Raw genomic sequence first — 19,879 nt, forward strand, 5'->3', positions numbered from 1 at the left:
AACCCACCGATAGTTCTACTAGCGGCGGAACCTGCTTCCTTGTCTGACACAAAATATACCAGCATCTTTGACTTGTTATTTATTTTCATGTACCTAAAGTGAAAGTGTTAAAAATAATTGGAGGTGTCATATGAAGGGAATAAATAAAAATCAGCTAAAGAACATAGAAAGTTACATAATGGAAAATGGCAGAACTATTGAAAAAGCAAAGTGGAATTATACCTTTAATGCTGGTGATAAAGATGCTATCACTTCAGAACTATTAAAATATCAAAATAGCGACGGTGGATTTGGCAGAGGGCTTGAGGCTGATATCTTGATGCCTTATTCATCTAGCATTGCTTCAACTGAAGCTATTTTTATTGCTTATGAATATGGACTAAATTGTAAGGACAGCTGGTTTAAAAACTTACTAAATTATTTTGAAAATACCATTGAAGATGAAACTATAATTTCTTCATTTTGGGAAAAAGTATCTAGTAAGGTAGAAGAGTATCCCCATGCACCTTGGTGGAACTATTCTGAAGAAACAAGGTTTACACCTAATCCTTGTGCAGTGGTAGCTTCTGCGTTTTTAAAATATGGCAGTGAATCTCAAAAATCACTAGGACATAAAATAGCAGAAAGGTGCATTAAATTTTTAAATAGTGACGAGCCATGTTATGATCATGATTGTTATTGTCTTCAAACACTCATTAAAGTTTTACAGGAAATGCATTCAGATTTAATTACTCATACTACAATACTTCATATGAATAGGAGAATCTTGGGGTGTCTTTGCACAGATGCAGAAAAATGGATGGAGTATGTGGCACAACCACTTGATTTAGTAGCAGCGCCTGATTCTCAGTGGTACAAGCTAGTTGAGCCATATATAGAAGAAAATATAAACTTTTGGATCCATTCATTAAATGAAGAAGGTTATTGGCAGCCGAATTTTTCTTGGGGAGTAGACAGTGAAATTTCAAGAGAAGTGACTAAAATATGGAGATGCTATATATCAGTGAAAAGAGCTAGGATTTTAAAGTCCTTTCAGAAATGATATATGATATTCTCAAAGAAAAAGAAGCATTAGTAGCAAGAATGTTACTCTAGAAAATTGCACATCAAGTATCAAAAGGACTAGAACTAAGTGTATAGACTTAGTCCACATAGGAATCTAAAGTTATGCCGGCATTACAAAGGATAGAAGAAAAAGTGAAAACAAAATTACATCCAAAGAAAAATTTCATATAGTGATGGAGACATATACAATGTCAGAAGTAGAGCTTGGAAGATATTGTAGAGAAAATCGTATTATGTTTTATTAAACCTAATTAAGTTGATGATATTGTACGGACGATGGTGTGAGAGGACGGAAAATAAAATAATTATTTTCCTCCTATTTGATTAAGGATAGGATTTTTGTAATAGGTCTATGTAATTTGAGTCTTTCTACTTGTTATGGAGCTACATTTATTAAGTTTTTAAGCAAAGGCGTTTGGAATATTAATATTACATGAAAAGACATTAGAATTATTTAATATATTTGACATTAAAATTGCCAAGATTTACAATTGAAATTGTAAAAAATTTTGGATATAACATTGTTAAGTGTAATTTATATAAATGGGGGGCTTTAGTTTGGAAAATTATTTTGTAATAGCTTTTGCCTTATCAGTTATAATTTATTCAATTATGTATTTATATCTAAGAAAAAGGAGAGCAAAGATTTCTTTTATAAAATTTATAGGAGAATTTACTTTTATAGGCTATTTAATTATGTTGATTTTAGTAACACTAGTTATGGATTATGATCCTAATGTGGTTCGAGAAAGTGATTTGATTCCTTTTAAAGATATTATAAAAAATATTATTTTACAAGAAAATTTTATAGGTTTAAAGCAATTTAATCTTAATATAATAATGTTCATACCGTTAGGTATGCTTATACCTATTATAATTAATAAAAAGAGATGGAGTTTTAAAGCGATACTTTTTTTATCATTTATAGTCACTTTTTTAATAGAAACATGCCAATATTTTACAGGGAGAGCATTTGATGTGAATGATATTATTGCAAATTCAATAGGAGGACTTGTTGGTTATGCAGTATATGTTCTATTATTTTGGGTAACATATTGTATATTTAGGCGTAAACATAAAAATGTTCTAGTAGAGAATAAGTATTTGAAGGAAAGAACAATATCATTAATAGTTGTTATTATTTTTATAGTAGTAGCAACTTATTCAATAATTATAGGAGGGTAATAGAAGCTTACAATTTTAGGTTCAATGCGAATTTGTAAAGATAAGAAGTTGTATATTTGTTCCATATGTTATTGATGCATTTTGTTTCAATTTTAGTTGAAGAAGCTATTAAAGTAGATAATAAACCTTACTCAGAAGGAATGGGCGTAGACCTTGGACTAAAAGATTTTGCAATTTGTAATAATGGTTTATCTAAAAAGAATATTAACAAAACTAAAACAGTTAAAAAAGCAGAAAAGAAACTAAAACGTGAGCAAAGAAAGCTTTCAAGAAAATATGAAAGTTTAAAATTAAGAAATAAAAAAGAGAAAGGAGAAGCTACTGGTCAAAATATCCAAAAACAAATAGTCAAGGTACAAAAACTTCATCAAAGACTTACAAATATAAGAACTGATTATATAAATAAAACAGTGAATGAGTTAATAAAACAAAAACCAAGTTTTATAACTATCGAAGATTTAAATGTAAATGGAATGATGAAGAATAAACATTTAGCTAAAGCGGTTGCTGGGCAAAAGTTTTATGAATTTAGAACTAAACTTATTTCAAAAGCTAAACAAAATGGCATTGAGATAAGAATAGTTGATAGATTTTATGCAAGTAGTAAAATGTGTAGCTGTTGTGGAGCATATAAGAAAGATTTAAAACTATCTGATAGAGTTTATAAATGCAGTTGTGGGCTTTCTATTGATAGAGATTTAAATGCTTCAATCAATTTAGCCAATGCTAAAGAATATAAGATAGCTTAATTAAACAAGCACTTATATGTGTACCCAAGGCTATTTGGGGAATTAACGACTGTGGAGTACTATACAAACTGTAGTAGCTTAGGCAAGACAGAGTACGTTGAAACAGTAAGAATCTCAATATGGATACATTTGACCATGTTTTGAGTAGCAGAATGAAAATGGAACAACAAATTGAGACAAGTAGATTAATTATCAGAAGGTTTAATGAAGATGATTGGCGTGATTTACACGAATATTTAAGTGATGAAGAAGTGGTCTTTTATGAACCTTATGGCACATTCAATGAAGAAGCATGTAAAAAAGAAGCTACCATAAGAGCAAAAGATGGTAGGTTTTTAGCAGTTTGTATAAAGAAAACTGGAAAAGTTATAGGTAATTTATATATGGAAAAACAGGATTTTAATACTTGGGAATTAGGGTATGTGTTTAATAAAAAATTTGAAAAGAAGGGATTTGCAACCGAGAGTGTAGAAAAAATAATGAACCTATATGGACAGATACGTATGAATATGGCATTTTATCAGAAGAGAGGAGTAATAAAAGTGATTAGTGGCATACAAATAAGGGATATGCAGGATTTAGATATTGATGATATTTCAATTCCATCTTTAATTTAAAGTACAAAATAAAAAATACAGTAATATTTTAAATAAAATTAAAATATTAACTATAATGAACATTGAATTAAAAATAAAAATATCGAAAACATAAAATAAATTAAAGTTTATAGGAAATTTTGCGATATTTTAAATATATATGAACTTTAAGGGAGGAGAAAAAATGCTAAACAATTTAAAAGTAAGAAATAAGATATTTTTATTTTCAATTGTAATGATTTTATTACTTTGTATTATAGGTGGAACGGGGTACTATTATATTTCAAAATCTAATGAAGATATAAAAGAAATGTATGAGGTTAATTTATTATCGGTAGAATGGTTAAACGATAATAGAAATCAAGCAAGAGCTATAGAAGCGGATATGTATTATATAATATTAAATGTTGAAAGAAAAGATAAGCAAACTGAAAATGTAAAAGACATAGAAAGTAGAAAGAAAACTTTTGATGAAAACTGGGAAAATTATAAAAAGAAACATATTGATGAAAAAGAAGAAGAGATAATTCCAAAGGTAGAAGATAATCTTAAAAAATATAGATATGCTATGGACAATATTATAAAATTAGCTATGGAAGGTAAGCAAAAAGAAGCGTTAGAGGGATTTACTTCCATTGAAGATACTGCTGAATTATTTCAACAGAATTTAAAAGAATTAGCTTTATACAATACAAAGGGTGCAGCTGAATTAAATATTTTAAATAAAAAAGATCATAATACCGCAATAAGAATAATTATGATAGTATTTTTACTTGCGGTATGTATAAGTATAATTTTAACCGTGTATATTTCAAAATCCATTGCGCATGCATTAACAGTTGCTGTAGATCATTTAAAAACTATAGCTAAAGGAGATTTTTCCAAAGAAGTTCCTCAAATATTTAAAGAAAGAAAAGATGAAATAGGAGATATTATTAATGCAGTAGAAGAAATGCAGTATTCATTAAAACATTTAGTTAATAATGTAAAAAATGAATCTAATAGCATTGAAGAAGTAGTTAATAGTGTTGCGGAAAATGTAAAAAATCTTAACATGAATATAGAGGAAGTTTCTGCTACAACAGAACAATTATCAGCAGGAATGGAAGAAACATCAGCATCTTCACAAGAAATGAATGCATCATCAATAGAAATTGAAAAAGCCATAGAATCAATCGCAGATAAAGCTCAGAAGGGAGCAACTGCCGCAGGAGAAATAAATAATAGAGCAATTACTGTTAAAAATAACTTTACAGAGTCCAAGAAAAAAGCAGCGGTGGTTTTAGAAGAAAGTAAGGAGAGTTTGCAAAAGGCAATTGAAAGTTCAAAAGTTGTGGAGCAAATTAATGTGCTTTCAGAAGCTATTATGCAAATAACATCTCAAACTAATCTTTTAGCTCTCAATGCAGCAATAGAAGCAGCAAGAGCTGGAGAATCAGGAAAAGGGTTTGCAGTAGTAGCAGATGAGATAAGAGGTCTTGCGGAACAATCAAAGGATACAGTTGGTGAAATACAAACAATAACAAAAAAGGTTATTGAGGCAGTAAATAATTTATCCGGAAGTTCAAATCAATTACTAAATTTTGTGGCAAGTGAAGTTGGTAATGACTACAATTCAATGCTTAAAGTAGCAGAACAATACAATGAGGATGCAAATTTTGTTGAAGAACTTGTAATGGAGTTTAGTTCTACATCAGAAGAATTATTGGCATCAGTTCAAGATATGGTAAAAACGATAGAACAAGTATCACAATCAGCTAATGAAGGAGCTAATGGAACAACAAATATTGCTGAAAGGGTTATGGATATAACTAAGAAATCTAATGATATATTAAGCCAAGTTGAAAAATCAAAACATAGTGCAGATAAGCTAAATAGCGAAATAATTAATTTTAAAATTTAAGTAAAAAATAATATGTGAATATAATTATTTTATATCCCTTAAGTGTAGGCAATATACTTAAGGGATTTTATGTTTTTAACTATAATATTTTACTTAAGAATCTGAATGAACTTAGTACATTTTATTATGAAAAAATATTTCATAATAAAATTAAAAGCTTGAAATTATTTTATAAACATATTATAATGGACGTAGTTAAGATATTATAATTACAATTATTCGAAAATTTTTAAATGCACAAATATATATAATATTTAAAAACTGACTGGGGGTAGATGTATGACATATCAACAGGTTTTGATAAGGTTTTTTTTAGCTGTAGTAATGGGGGGAATTATTGGATATGAAAGAGAGTATCAAAAGAGACCTGCTGGATTTATTACGAATATATTAGTTTGTATAGGAGCTGCAATTACTTCTATGATACAATTATATTTGGTTCAAGATTCTATAGATATAATAGGAGAATATCCTCAACTTACAAATGCACTTAAAGTTGATAGTGGTAGGATTATATCACAAGTTGTATCAGGAATTGGTTTTTTAGGAGCAGGTACAATAATACATAATAAAGGGTCTATTAAAGGTCTTACCACTGCAGCTACTTTATGGGTAGTAGCTTGTATAGGTATTGCAGTAGGTATGGGATATTACTTTTTAAGTATTGTAGCCACTATTGGTGTTTATTGTGTGTTGGTTTTATTAAAAAAAGTGAAATTTAGGATACAAGATAAAAATTAAGAAAAATAATTTTTTTTACATAATATGAAATAAAATTTCATATTATGTGTGAAAAAAGTAAATAAAGTTTTAGTTAAGTTTTATAGAAAAATCTATTTAATTTTTATAGAGAGGATGTTTAATTATGAATATTAACCTTGATTTATTAACTACTGAAAAGAGAAATCCAAATACAGTTGAAATAGACAAATTATCAACGGAAGGAATAATAAAACTTATAAATGAAGAAGATAAAAAAGTTGCATATGCAGTAGAAAAAGAAATATTAAATATAGCAAAAGCTGTTGATTTCATTACAAAAAAATTATATGAAGGTGGTAGATTAATTTATTTAGGGGCAGGTACTAGTGGTAGACTAGGTATATTAGATGCTTCTGAATGTCCACCAACTTTTGGGGTTTCTCATGAAATGGTACAAGGTATAATAGCAGGGGGATATGAAGCAATATTTAGTGCCGTGGAAGGAGCAGAGGACAGTAAAGAATATGCAGTTAATGACTTAAAAAAAATTAATTTTAATAAAGATGATGTGTTAGTAGGAATAGCTGCAAGTGGAAGAACTCCATATGTTCTTGGTGGACTTGAATATGCTAGGGATATGGAAGCAATCACTATAGGGGTTACAAATAATTATAATTCTGAAATATCAAAGATAGTAGATGTTTGTATAGCAGTTGAGGTAGGTGAAGAAGTAATTGCAGGTTCAACTAGAATGAAATCAGGTACTGGTCAAAAAATGGTTTTAAACATGCTGAGTACAGGAGCTATGATAAAACTGGGTAAGGTATATGAAAATTTAATGATAGATGTAGAATCAACTAATATTAAATTAAAGGAAAGATGTAAGAAGATAGTTATGGAAGCTACTTCTGTTGATGAATGTGAAGCTAAAAAGTATTTAGAAATAGCAGATTATGATGTTAAGCTGTCAATATTTATGATAAAAACAGGATTAGACAAATTAAAATCCAAGGATATTTTGGATAAACATAAAGGATATGTTAGAAAGGCTTTAGAGTCTGTAAAAAATAAATAGGTATATTTTAAATATCTTCTTTTATTTAAAATAAATAAAAATATTAGGGAGGTTCATGTAATGTCTAAATTATTACCTAAACAATTAGGGGAAAAGATTTTAGAAAATATTGGTGGCAAAGAAAACGTTTTATCAGTTACTCATTGTGCTACTAGATTAAGGTTAGTTCTAAAAGACAAGGGTTTAGTGGACAAAGCTAAACTGAATAATGTAAATGGAGTGCTGAGCATTGTAGAACAAAGTGGGCAATTTCAAATTATATTAGGACCTGGTACTGCTGGAAAAGTTGCCAATGAATTTGGAAAACTTGTAGGTCTTAAAGTAGGGGAAGTAGATGAAGTAAAGGCTAGAAAAGAAGAATTAAAAACAAAAAATAATACTCACTTTAAATTATTTTTAAAACATTTATCAAATATTTTTATTCCGTTGATACCTGCATTTGTTGGTTGTGGAGTTATTTATGGTTCATCTAAGTTGTTAATGAATTTAGGAGTAATAAATAAAAATACTTATGCTATGTTGGGAGTTATAGGTAAGGCTATATTTACCTATATGAGTATAATGGTAGGTATGTATACTGCCAAAGAATTTGGTGGTAGTATTACTTTAGGAGGAGCAATAGCTGGTATTTTAAGTTCACCAGGTCTAGCTAAAGTTGCAATAAATGGTAAAAATCTTGTACCAGAGCAAGGTGGAATAATTGCTGTTTTAATAGCTTGTATGTTGGGTGCATGGTTAGAGAAAAAGATTAGAAAAATAATGCCATCAATTCTAGATTTAATATTAACACCTACTATAGTTTTATTGGTAATTGGGTTAGGCAGTATCTACGTAGTACATCCTTTGGGTGTAATGTTAACTCAAGGAATTAGTAATGTTGTAAATGTGTTAATTGATAAAGGTGGAGTTTTAGTTGGCGCAGTTTTGTCAGGAACATTTTTACCACTAGTAATGACAGGGCTTCATAGAGCTTTAACACCTATAGAAGTAAGTTTATTAAAAGAAACAGGATTGGATTTATTAAGACCTATTTTAGCAATGGCCGGAGCTGGACAAGTTGGAGCTGGAATAGCAATTTACTTAAAAACAAAAAATAAAAAATTAAAGAATATAATAGGAAGTTCATTACCAGTAGCTATGCTGGGAATAGGAGAACCACTAATGTTTGGTGTAACATTACCTTTAGGAAAACCGTTTATTACAGCATGTGTTGGCTCTATGATAGGTGGAGCATACATATCTATAATGAAAGTAGCATCTATAGGTATTGGATTATCTGGATTACCATTAACATTATTGGTACCATCAGAAAAAATAATCCATTATTTAATAGGAACTTTATTAGCTTATGTAGGAGCATTTTTACTAACTTATTTTACTAAATGGGATGATTTATCTGATGATATGGGAGAAGGAATGGAAGCAAATTCAGTACTAAATGAGGTATTACATCTAAAATAGTAAACATTGGAGGAATTATAATGAAATTTGAATTTCATATGCATTCTGTTTATTCAGATGGAAGTTCTAAAGTTGAGGAGATATTTGAGGTCGCTAACTCTTTAAAATTATCTGCTCTAGCAATAACAGATCATGATACAGTATTAGGTCTTGAAAAAACAAATGAATTAAGTAAAAAATATGGGATACCTTTTATACCAGCAGCAGAATTTACAGCTTTAGAAAATGGTATAAAGTTTCATGTTTTAGGATATGGCATAGATTATAATTCTTCAGAATTGATAGAATATTCCAATGATATATTGGAAAAATTAAATAATAAATCTAGAAATCAGATAAAATTAATGCATAAGAATGGCATTAATATTAAAGAAGAAGAATTTTATAAAGAGGGTCAAGGGGGCCCTCTTTATAGAGCTAAAATGCTTAAAGTACTAAGTAAACATGGATATTTAAAGAAAGAAAATATAATGACTTCCTTAAGATTTTATTTTGGAAAAGATGCTCCTTATTATGTGGAAGACAATTTTAAATACTATGGTTTTCAAGAAATATGCAATTTAATAAAGAACAATAATGGCATAGTAGTTTTAGCTCATCCAGAAAAAATAAAGAAGAAAGATGATAAGTTGTATGAAAATTTAATAAATAGTAGTTTGTTAGATGGATTAGAAATATATCATCCTGCAAATAGTTTAAAATCAAGACAAGAACTTAAAGAAATAGCTGATAAAAAAGGATTGGTTATAACAGGTGGATCAGATTATCATGGTGAATATAATAAAGATCAAACACCTATTTGTGGAATAGAAATGCCGAAATGTATTTATGATAATTTATCCCCATATTTACAAAACAAATGATATGATTATCCCACAAAAAGCATTATATTACCTGAATTATGAAATTTCTCTGGAATGACTTGCACAAGAAGCAAAGGAACTGTTTAAATTTATTGTTCCGAGCTCTTATGCAAGTCATGGAGGAGAAATTTCATAATTCCATCACATTATACCTTATTGTGGGTTAATCATGATATAATATAATCACTTTATATGTATAGAATTAAGCCATTTAGTAGCAATGACAGTGCTTAATTTGTATGGAGGTGGATTTTTGAGTAGTATTTTAAAAATAAAAAATTTGCAGAGTAGTTTTACGGATTCTGAAAACAAAATAGCTAAATATATATTAGAACATGGAATTGAAGTTTGTAATTTAACTGCTGAAGAATTAGCTAATACCACTAATACAAGTCCCGCAAGTATTATAAGATTTTCTAAGAAAATAGGTTATTCAGGGTTTCAAGAATTAAAGATTTCTATAGCTAAGGATACAGAAAAAGATAATTTTAATGAAAATAAAATTTATGAAGCTATTACATGTAATGATTCTACTACTGAGATTATAGAAAAAATAGCATTAGAAAATATAAAAGCTATAAAGGACACTATAAAATTATTAGATAAGGATTCTATAGATAAGGCAACAAATGTTATGATTAATGCGGATAAAATAAATTTATTTGGGGTAGGTAGTTCTTCTTTAGTGGCAGCGGATCTTCAATATAAACTAGTTAGAATAAATATGCCAGCAGTTTTACATGAAGATTATCACTTACAATTAGTTTCAGCTTCAAATATGAATGAAAAATCTGTAGCAATAGCTATTTCCCACAGCGGAAAAACAAAAGAAACATATAAAGCATTAGAGATAGCTAAAAAAACAGGAGCTAAAACCATATCTATAACTAAATTTGGAAATAATCCTATTAGTGAAATGGCTGATATAAATATATATACTTCTGAAATAGAAACCAATCTTAGAATGGGAGCAATAGCATCAAGAATAGCGCAACTTACAGTTATTGATATATTATTTGTTAATATTATTAAGAAAAACTATGATGTAATACCATCGTATATTTTAAAAACAGGTCATATAATTGGAGATCTCAAAATAAAAGATTAAATGTTTTGGTGAATTTTCTTTAATGTAACTTTACAAAGATGTCTGCTGTGTTTTTAGAAAGGGGAAATAAAATGTTTAAATTTCTTAAAAAAAATAAGACTGTAGAATTAGTATCGCCAATTACAGGAAAGATATTACCTATAGAGGAAGTTCCAGATAAAGTATTTTCGGAAAAAATGATGGGGGATGGAGTTGCGATAGTTCCTAAAGATGGTAAAATTGTGTCTCCGGTAGATGGAACTATTGCAACTATATTTCCGACTAATCATGCTATTGGACTAGTTACTAAAGAGGGATTAGAAGTGCTTATTCATATTGGTTTAGATACTGTTGAATTAAATGGACTAGGATTTAAGCGTAGGACTGAGAATGGTAGCAAAGTTAAAAAAGGAGATATACTAATGGAGTTTGATCCAAATTTGGTTATGGAACATGGAAAATCACCAATAACACTGGTAATAATAACTAATATGGATAAAGTTAAGCATATTGAAAAAAATAGCGGAGATATTAAAAAAGGAGATGAATTTATATTTACTTGTTTTTTATAGGGTATATTTTTACATATTAAGTAGCATATGTAATATGACATAATTAGTATATGTAATTAATTCCAATAAAGTATTTATGCAGAAGAAATGTTAAGACAAAATGTAAGCAACAAAATTATCATACAATTGATTATGAATGTATAGAAGGAACAGGACGAGGTATTATGTATAAAGTAATGCCCGGTGTTCAAATAATTTTTAATGAATTTTGTGCAGATAGTTGTTTTGGTCATAAAAAAGAATTACAAGAAGATTGGTTAAATTTAAATTACTGTTTTGAAGGAAGGTTTGAGTGTGAGTTTCCTAATAATAGATATGCATTTTTCAATTGCATCTTTGGATTACTATCACATATCTTCATCATTTCCATTAGAATTTTACAAAGGTACAACAATTAAAAGGCACTTTCTGAGTTAATTAAAAATAAAACCGTACTAGTGGTTGCGCACCGTATGAGGACCATTGAAAATGCAGATAAAGTTGTTGTTCTTAAAGATGGTTATGTAAAAGAGAAGGGAAGACCTGAAGATTTATTAAAAAAAGACAGTTTATACAAACATATGGTTAAACTTCAATCTGAAAGTATGGATTGGTCACTGTAAATTTAAAAACAGTTTCATATATTATTTTAAATTTTTCTGAGTAATTTTTGTTCTGAAACATTTATGTATAACTCTTTGTTTTATTGTTGTGTGCAAACTCAATTATAATAGGGAGTTATCATAAATGTTTTTTATTTTATTTAGTTGTGAAATTATTTAATGTTTTTACTATTATGGCTTTAATCAGAAAATATACAATTATTGGACGTAAAGCCATGAATATATAAATATAAATTGTCCTTGTAACGGGAAAAATAACTTATAAAATGATTACACCACAAAAAGGTACAATGTGGTGTAATTATGAAATTTCTCTTCCATGACTTGTATAAGAGCTCGGAACAATAAATTTAATTTAAGAAATTCTAATTTTTTAGCCATATAAAATTATCTAACGCTCACATTCGCTGTCCTGCCTCAGGTTTGCTAGTCTGGCGTCCTTGCCAGGCTTACGATAATTTTATCTGTCTAAAAGAAGAATTCCCAAAATTAAATTTAAATAGTTCCTTTGCTTCTTATGCAAGTTCTTACAGAGAAATTTCACAATTTAAGTAATTTAATACTTTTTGTGGGATGATCATAAAATAACTTAAGCGAGGATAAGAACATATGAAGAAAAAATTGAGAATTATATTTGGAATAATTGTGGCTATAGGTAGTATTTTTGTGATAAGTTCTTCAATGCAAAATATAAGGGCAAAAACTAAAGCAAGTGAATTAGAAAAGGCTAAATTGGTTTTTCCTGTAATAAGTGATGTGCATATTGGAGGAGTCTTATTTCCAGATAGAAAATTTAAAAATGCTCTTACTGATTTAAAGGAATTATACCCAAACTATAATGCATTAGCTATAGTGGGAGATTCCGCGAATACTGGTAGAAAAAGCGAATATAAAAGTTTTATGTTTATTTTAAATAAATATAAAGAAACCAATGCAGAGGTTATGTTGTCTATGGGAAATCACGAGTATTATTGTAAAGGGTATACCAATAGAGAACATGAAGATACTTTTGTAAGTGAAACTGGTATGCCTGCAATATATTATGATAAATGGGTAAAAGGATATCATTTTATAATTTTAGCTCCGGAAAATAATGGCTATGCAAAACTTTCTAATAAGCAATTAAATTGGCTTAAAGATACTATAAAGAAAGATGCAAGTATAGATAAACCTATTTTTGTATTTTTACATCAACCATTTTATGATACGGTTTTTGGAAGTGATGCTTGGGCAGGCATAGAAAATCACGAAGAACTCTATAATATTTTAAAAATGTACCCTCAAGTTATGTTTTTTACCGGTCATTCTCATTACAATTTAGACAATAATAAAACTATGTGTAAAAAAGATTTTACAATGTTCAATACAGGTTCAGTAAACTATATAATGACAAAAGGAGATAGATATGAACCTGTAAATTTAAGTCAGGGATTAGTAGTTGAAGTTTTTGATCATAAAGTGGTAGTTAGGTGTAGAGAATTTTCTAACCACAAGTGGATAAATAAATATGAAGTAAAACTAGGGAAGTAACACTAAAGGAGGCCATTGAACAAGTTGAGCAGTGGGAAAAAACAGGAGAATCTCAGCTATTAGCAAAGAGTAAAATGGCAAGAAGTTACTATTAATAAATATAAATTAACTACAGGTGATTTAAGTAGTTACTGTAGTAATAAATTATACACTTGACGAAGACTATTAAATTAATTTTAAAGCAGTTTTAGTATCTAACTGCTTTTTTTGTGGTACACATGGATACGTTACAATTATTAAAAATTAATGGAAAAAGAGGTTGCTATTTTGAACATATCAATAATACAATTAGAATATAAATTATGTATTAGATAAAGAATATAGGACACATAAAATTGGGGGTAATGATTATGGAAATAAAAGCTTATAAAATAAATGCATTTGCTAAAACTGTAGAGGGTGGAAATCCAGCAGGAGTTGTAATAAATGCAGACTCTTTATCTGAAAATAATATGAAGGAGATAGCTAGTATATTAGGGTTTAGTGAGACGGCATTTGTTATGAGGTCAGATTGTGCAGATTTTAAGGTTAGATTTTTTACGCCTGTTGAAGAGGTTGAACTTTGTGGACATGCCACAATTGGAACATTTTCTACATTACTAGCTGAGGGCTACATTAAACCTGGTAAATATACACAAGAAACAAAAGTAGGGATATTAGATGTCCAGGTAAAGGAAGATTTATCAATAATGATGAATCAGACGACTCCAAGCTTTTATGAAATATTGGATAAATCAGAAATTGCTGATTCTTTGAACATTACTGTAGATAGTATAGATAAAAAATTGCCTGTACAGATCGTATCTACTGGACTTAGAGATATAATGGTTCCAATAAAAAACATAGATGTTCTTAATTCAATCAATCCGAATTTTAACAAAGTAGCAGAAGTTAGCAAGAAGTACAATGCAACTGGTTATCATATTTTCAGCCTACACTCTATTAATAATTCCAATGCTCATTGTAGAAATTTAGCACCCCTATATGGAATTCCAGAGGAATCAGCAACAGGTACATCTAATGGTGCTCTTGCTTGTTATTTATTTAAATATGGCATGATTAGTCCTAAAAATTATAAGAATATAGTTATTGAACAAGGTTATTCAATGAAAATGCCATCGGAAATTCTCGTGTCTTTAAATGTTCAAGGCAACGAGATTACTGAAGTGAAAGTTGGTGGAAAAGCACTAAATCTAAAAGCAATAGAAGTTAGTATTTAAGAAAAGACAAAGTTTAAGAGGAAATAGTTAAGAATTTGGTAAAGAATGATACCGAAATATAGTTTACCTTTATCTACAAAAGTTGCTGTATTAAAATTATAGATGCAGCAATTAAAAATTACAAAGACATAGGCTAAATAAGTAAGAAACTTTGATTTGAAAATATTTAATCATGTAGAAATAAATTAGTAGAGAATAGAAAGGGGGAATTATATATGAGAAGATTTGGGACACAATATTTAGGCAAATCATTAAAAATGTGGGAGATATTTCATAACTCTACAGAGAATCACGCAGAGATTAGAGAAGTTCTTAAGAGTTTACAAGATGGATATTCTGAGAGAAATTTAGAAAAAGTTAATACTTTTATAGATGAACTTTTTGTAGCAGGAAAGGATACACATGTTCTAGGTACTGGTACCGGAGAGCTGTATTTAGGCAGTGACAACGTAAAAGAATTGATTGCAGGGGATTGGGAATACTGGGGTGATGTAAATATAGATTGGCAAAATGCACATATTTCTGTTGAAGGTAATGTGGCTTGGTTTGCAACTAATGGCTCAGTAAAATATACTTTTGAAGATGCACCGGAAAAGTATGATCGACATGTTAAGTATATAAAAGAGAAGGTCCAAGAGAGTGGACTTACACCAAAGCAAAAGATTTCTTTTATTAATTGGTTTTTGACTCTAGTATATCATCAACGTGAGGACAATATGAGGGAATACTTATGGCCATTGGATTTAAGTGGAGTTATTTTAAAGGATGCTGGCAAGTGGAAAATTGCTCATCTTCAATTTTCTATACCAAAACCTATTTTCCCAGATGAACGTTTTGAAAGCTCAGAAGAATATATAATGAGTTACAATGAGCAAAATGATATGGTTAATAAGTATAAAAATAACCAGATGACTAAAGAACTAAAAACTTTGGTTAAAAGTTTAGAAAAAGAATTCTTTGGGCAAAAATATATTTCAAAGGAAATTGTGAACAAGTATTTTGCAGTAGATAATCTCCCATATGTAATTGGTCCAGAAAATCAGTGGTATTGTGGTGCTGAAGAAATAAGGAAATTTTTTAATGATAATGATGATTCCACACTCTCTCTAGATTTAGAACATGCAATTGCATCAAAATCTGGTGAGATTTCTTGGATAACAGTTACAGGAGTATTAAAGCAAAGATTGACAGAAGATGAGCTGGCTCAACGTACTCTTGAAGAATTGGATAATTTAGTTAATGCTGATCTTACTTCAAAAGAAAAGATATTTGGTATTCAAAGAAATATCTCATATGTATTAAAGGAAAGTGCTATAGGGCCAAACTATACTTGTCCAATCAGGCTAACTGCAGTAATTTTAAATCAGAACGAAGACCCTGTATTTGAGCACATACATTTTTCATTTCCATTCTATTGGATAATGGAAGGAAAATTAGATGATGTTGTATAGAATTTATGTGTTCATTTTGAAAATTTGTAAAAGCGAAATATAACTTAAACTGCCTATAACTAAAGAAGGAGATAAGGTAAATATTAGATATGTAGATACAAAACAAGACATCATTAATGTAGCTAGTTTTGATAATATGCAATTTAATCAACAAGTACTAAATAAAAAAATAAGTAAATAGATAATATAATAAAGAATACACTAAATACCGCTAATTAAGAAGTTTTTCTTAGTTAGCGGTATTTTATATTTTAAAAGTTATATTTAACTGATAAAGAAAAATTTGAATAATAGTATAATGATTAAACCCAAAAAATGTACAATGTGGAGAAGTTCGATAATTAAGGTAATTTAGTATTTTTTGTCACACAGGCCCTGTAATAAAAAATATTAAAAGATATTAACACATAACAATAATTTTGTATGGTACGGTTTGAGCTGGGATACTTTTTGTGGTAGCTCCATATACAACAATAAGGTATCGGTTTGAAGGATTTTGGGTAAAGGTTTGATCATTTTCAAGTATTATTTCAGTAGAAGGAGCAATATTTAATTTTAATGTATTATCACTGCTTACTAATTCATTATTAAAATAGTCTACCTTTACATTTTCATATGGTATATCTTCTGCCACTACAATGGCATTATATTGTGGTGGAAAAATCAATGGAACAGGCACATTGTCATAATGGAAAACATTTACAATATCACCTGGTATCACTGTTATATGATCTACAAAGTAAGTAGTTGGTGCTATAACGAAATTTACTAAATTGCCATATTCATTTTCTAAAGACATTAATTTATAACATCCAGTATTCTCAGCATTTCCTCCTGTAAAAAAATCTCTAATCATGGTAATCGTACCTTTAAAAGATATAAACTTTTTCATTTTTTATCAATTCCTATAGATTTATATTCTATATAGCTTATGTATTTCTAATACTTTCTGTTACATTCACTTGCTTTAATCAATTGCTATGGTTTTAGGTCTCAATACTAAGTTGGAATCTACTAAGCTATTTATTCATCATGTTTCATTTCCTTTTAAAATATCTTGGGTAATTTAATAAAAATATTTTTTAAAAATCAAATGGATTTAAAATGGGGATTATGTTAATTACAGGAACTTCATAAGGATGAACTTTTCTTATGGTATTAATTGCAGTTTTCAATATACTTTTGATGCAACAGAATTCTACTTTACATTCTTCGGATTCACAAATTTCCCCTATGTTACCTTTAAAGGGTTTAGAGCCATCTAATGCTCTCCATGAGCCTTTGACTTTTGAAATGGCCATGCAGTTGTCATAGTTTCCTCCTATGGAAAGAGCATTTACTTGGTTTAAAGCTTCTCTTAAAAGTTCTACATATTCTTCTGGGATAAAGGTCTCTATTTTAAAAATTTCAAAATTCATTTCATAATCATCCTTTCTAAACATAGCGTTTACTATATTTAATTGTACCCTAAAGTTTAAGTATTTAATTCATATCATGAGATTTTTTATTAAGGCACATTCAAATAAATAACAAGTCAGTATGCTAGTCTATTTTGCGTCATACTGCGTCAGCAGAACCCACCGATAGTTCTACTAGCGGCGGAACCTGCTTCCTTGTCTGACACAAAATATACCATCATCTTTGACTTGTTATTTATTTTCATGTACCTAATTATAGTTAGAGAGCCATTAAATAAATTTAAAATGAAAAATAAATATAGAAAGTCAATTGGGAATAGGAACGAAAATGCAAATAATTATTTAATACATAATATTAAACAATTTGGCTAAAAATATCCTAGGAGGTGAATTATTATGCAAATACAACTTAGTCAAAAAGAAAGAATGTTTTTAGAGGATGGAAAAATTCAAGAGGAAATTTGCGTCCAAAAATACGAAAATTATGCTCAGCAGGCTCAAGATGCAGAATTAAAGCAACTTTTCAATAAACTTGCGGGAGAAGAACAGCATCACTATGATATTATCAATCAATTGCTTCAAGGGCAGCAGCCAAATTTAAGCCATGGTCAGCAGGCTCAGCAAGCTACAATTCCAAATAATTTTCAAGGTACTATGAATAATAAAAGTGATAAAATACTTTGTAATGATTTATTATCTACAGAAAAATATGTTGCAGGTACATATGGTATTGATGTTTTTGAATCTGCTAATCCTATAGTTAGGCAAGCAATACAGCATATACAGCAAGATGAACAAAGACATGGTGAAGAGCTTTTTAATTATATGAATAGCCATCAAATGTATAATGTGAAATAGAATTTTATTATAAATGAAAAATTATAGATAAGTTCAAATAGTGGACTTATCTTTTTCTAAATTTTATATAAAAGGTGGTATTATGGAGATAAAAAATATTTTTTTAGATGCAGAGAAATTAAATATACTAGAATTGTTTATTAGAACATCAATATTATATTTTATTTTGTTTATTTCTACTAAAGTAATGAAATTTCGTCAGCCTGGCATAATAACTCCATATAATTTCTTAATGGCAGCTGGAATCAGTCATATTGCTGCTTCTCGTATGGTGAGTCCTAAATCAAGACCAATTGATGCAGTTACAATAATAACAGTATACACTTTAATATATTTAGTAATTTCCTATTTGTATTTTAAGGCTCCGTCAATAGTTACGCAAAAGCCTAGGATATTGATTAAAAAGGGTAAAATAATCAGAGAAAATCTTTCAAAATCAAAATTAACTATTGATAATTTATTTTCTATATTGAGACAAAAAAATGCCCATAACCTTCAAAATGTCGAATATTTAATAGCAGAAGCAACAGGAGACTTTAGTGTAGCTGTCAATGGGAATAGCCTTCCTGTGACTAAGTTTGATATGTCAATAAGTACTTCCCAGGATATTTTATCAGAAAATCTTATTTATAAAGGAATAATTGATGAGCATATTCTTGAAAAAAACGGCTTAAATTGCGATTGGGTACAAGAGCAGCTTAAGGCAAATAATGTAGATGATATAAATAGTATTTATTTGGGGATTTTAACTCCAGATAAAAAATTATTTTTAAATTAATGGGAGGAGTTTTATTTGAAAGTTTTTGGTGTTGTAAAAGATATTTCCTTATTAGGATATTTTATAAGAACTTTTGTAGTAGGTATAATATCTTTTATAGTAGGAAGATATATGATGAAAAGAACTATAAATCAACTCACCGCATATGATTTTGCAGTAGTTTGGATATTAGGAGCTCTTACAGTTGCACCGCTATTGGATGGTGAGATTTCCTTTACATATACAATTATCCCACTAATAACTTTATTTATTTGGCATTATATAATAAGTATTATATCTTTAAGAAATAGAAAATTATCATTTTTTTTTAATGGTAAACCTATAATTCTTATAGATAATGGAAAAATTATTAGAAAAAATTTAAAAAAACAATTTATAAATATTGATTTACTATTAAGTGAATTAAGACTTAAGAATATCTTTGATATTTCAGAGGTGAAATATGTGATTTTGGAACCTAATGGTCATTTCAGTATTATAAAAAAAGAGAGCAATAGACCAGTTACACCAACAGATTTTAAGATATATGCTAAACCTGTGAATTTACCCTTGGTAATAATTAATGATGGAAAATTATTCGAAGAAAATTTAAAAAAGTTAGGTGTAGATAAAGAGTGGCTCATGAATAAGCTAAGTATGTATAATGTACATGATATTAGAAAAATTTATCTAGCTACTATGGATAAAACTAAAAAGTTGTATGTTTCTAAAAAAGATATATGATATACCTTTTTATCTATTTGATAAAAGTGTATTGATGAAAA

At 28.8% G+C, this 19,879-nt stretch carries 19 protein-coding genes and 2 pseudogenes; 19 read left to right on the plus strand and 2 right to left on the minus strand.

Features of this window, described 5'->3' with window-relative positions; translation table 11 throughout:
- Nucleotides 1–130 precede the first annotated feature (130 nt).
- From C1715_RS10000 to C1715_RS10080, 16 genes and pseudogenes are all read left to right on the plus strand, one after another.
- Nucleotides 131–1,042, plus strand: a complete 912-nt coding sequence (locus C1715_RS10000) for a hypothetical protein (RefSeq protein WP_102400352.1) — start codon at nt 131–133, stop codon at nt 1,040–1,042.
- 581 nt (nt 1,043–1,623) lie between these two features.
- On the plus strand, nt 1,624–2,250 hold the full coding sequence (locus C1715_RS10005) for a VanZ family protein (protein ID WP_180964048.1): 627 nt from the start codon (nt 1,624–1,626) through the stop codon (nt 2,248–2,250).
- A 77-nt stretch (nt 2,251–2,327) separates the two neighbouring features.
- Nucleotides 2,328–2,999 (plus strand): annotated as a pseudogene (locus C1715_RS10010) (RNA-guided endonuclease InsQ/TnpB family protein); the annotation flags it as partial.
- Between the two features lie 119 nt (nt 3,000–3,118).
- On the plus strand, nt 3,119–3,616 hold the full coding sequence (locus C1715_RS10015; RefSeq protein ID WP_242971941.1) for a GNAT family N-acetyltransferase: 498 nt from the start codon (nt 3,119–3,121) through the stop codon (nt 3,614–3,616).
- 163 nt (nt 3,617–3,779) lie between these two features.
- A complete protein-coding gene (locus C1715_RS10020; RefSeq protein WP_102400355.1) occupies nt 3,780–5,498 on the plus strand; it encodes a methyl-accepting chemotaxis protein in 1,719 nt (572 codons plus the stop codon).
- 279 nt (nt 5,499–5,777) lie between these two features.
- Complete coding sequence (locus tag C1715_RS10025; RefSeq protein ID WP_102400356.1) at nt 5,778–6,239, plus strand: MgtC/SapB family protein; 462 nt, start codon at nt 5,778–5,780, stop codon at nt 6,237–6,239.
- 124 nt (nt 6,240–6,363) lie between these two features.
- The gene (gene murQ, locus C1715_RS10030) at nt 6,364–7,275 is read left to right on the plus strand and encodes an N-acetylmuramic acid 6-phosphate etherase (RefSeq protein WP_341457746.1); all 912 of its coding nucleotides are present in this window, start codon (nt 6,364–6,366) and stop codon (nt 7,273–7,275) included.
- A gap of 60 nt (nt 7,276–7,335) precedes the next feature.
- The gene (locus tag C1715_RS10035) at nt 7,336–8,736 is read left to right on the plus strand and encodes a PTS transporter subunit EIIC (protein WP_102400358.1); all 1,401 of its coding nucleotides are present in this window, start codon (nt 7,336–7,338) and stop codon (nt 8,734–8,736) included.
- A 20-nt stretch (nt 8,737–8,756) separates the two neighbouring features.
- Nucleotides 8,757–9,599 carry a PHP domain-containing protein gene (locus C1715_RS10040; RefSeq protein WP_102400359.1) on the plus strand — a complete coding sequence of 281 codons (843 nt, stop codon included), beginning with the start codon at nt 8,757–8,759 and terminating at the stop codon, nt 9,597–9,599.
- A gap of 253 nt (nt 9,600–9,852) precedes the next feature.
- A complete protein-coding gene (locus tag C1715_RS10045; protein ID WP_180964049.1) occupies nt 9,853–10,707 on the plus strand; it encodes a MurR/RpiR family transcriptional regulator in 855 nt (284 codons plus the stop codon).
- 71 nt (nt 10,708–10,778) lie between these two features.
- Nucleotides 10,779–11,258, plus strand: coding sequence for a PTS sugar transporter subunit IIA (locus tag C1715_RS10050; protein WP_102400361.1), 480 nt, complete (start codon nt 10,779–10,781; stop codon nt 11,256–11,258).
- Nucleotides 11,259–11,422: 164 nt separating this feature from the next.
- Entirely contained in the window at nt 11,423–11,656 is a 234-nt protein-coding gene (locus C1715_RS10055; RefSeq protein ID WP_102400362.1) for a hypothetical protein, read from the plus strand.
- Between the two features lie 3 nt (nt 11,657–11,659).
- Nucleotides 11,660–11,860, plus strand: a pseudogene (locus tag C1715_RS10060) (ABC transporter ATP-binding protein); the annotation flags it as partial.
- A gap of 609 nt (nt 11,861–12,469) precedes the next feature.
- Complete coding sequence (locus C1715_RS10065) at nt 12,470–13,390, plus strand: metallophosphoesterase family protein (protein ID WP_180964050.1); 921 nt, start codon at nt 12,470–12,472, stop codon at nt 13,388–13,390.
- 350 nt (nt 13,391–13,740) lie between these two features.
- Entirely contained in the window at nt 13,741–14,610 is an 870-nt protein-coding gene (locus C1715_RS10075; RefSeq protein ID WP_102400364.1) for a PhzF family phenazine biosynthesis protein, read from the plus strand.
- 215 nt (nt 14,611–14,825) lie between these two features.
- Complete coding sequence (locus tag C1715_RS10080) at nt 14,826–16,061, plus strand: nuclear transport factor 2 family protein (RefSeq protein ID WP_102400365.1); 1,236 nt, start codon at nt 14,826–14,828, stop codon at nt 16,059–16,061.
- 400 nt (nt 16,062–16,461) lie between these two features.
- On the opposite strand, the gene C1715_RS10085 is transcribed toward C1715_RS10080, so the two are convergent.
- Both C1715_RS10085 and cutA read right to left on the minus strand, forming a co-directional pair.
- Entirely contained in the window at nt 16,462–16,953 is a 492-nt protein-coding gene (locus C1715_RS10085; protein ID WP_102400366.1) for a hypothetical protein, read from the minus strand.
- Nucleotides 16,954–17,143: 190 nt separating this feature from the next.
- Entirely contained in the window at nt 17,144–17,479 is a 336-nt protein-coding gene (cutA, locus tag C1715_RS10090) for a divalent cation tolerance protein CutA (protein ID WP_102400367.1), read from the minus strand.
- Nucleotides 17,480–17,875: 396 nt separating this feature from the next.
- On the opposite strand from cutA, the gene C1715_RS10095 reads away from it, so the two are divergent.
- From C1715_RS10095 to C1715_RS10105, 3 genes are all read left to right on the plus strand, one after another.
- Nucleotides 17,876–18,337 (plus strand): spore coat protein, encoded by a 462-nt coding sequence (locus C1715_RS10095; RefSeq protein ID WP_102400368.1) that lies wholly within the window; start codon nt 17,876–17,878, stop codon nt 18,335–18,337.
- Between the two features lie 82 nt (nt 18,338–18,419).
- Nucleotides 18,420–19,115 carry a YetF domain-containing protein gene (locus C1715_RS10100; protein ID WP_102400369.1) on the plus strand — a complete coding sequence of 232 codons (696 nt, stop codon included), beginning with the start codon at nt 18,420–18,422 and terminating at the stop codon, nt 19,113–19,115.
- Between the two features lie 15 nt (nt 19,116–19,130).
- The gene (locus tag C1715_RS10105; protein ID WP_102400370.1) at nt 19,131–19,838 is read left to right on the plus strand and encodes a YetF domain-containing protein; all 708 of its coding nucleotides are present in this window, start codon (nt 19,131–19,133) and stop codon (nt 19,836–19,838) included.
- The last annotated feature ends 41 nt before the right edge of the window (nt 19,839–19,879 follow it).

Source organism: Haloimpatiens massiliensis (genome assembly GCF_900184255.1).
In the GTDB taxonomy this organism is placed as follows: Bacteria; Bacillota; Clostridia; order Clostridiales; family Clostridiaceae; genus Haloimpatiens; species Haloimpatiens massiliensis.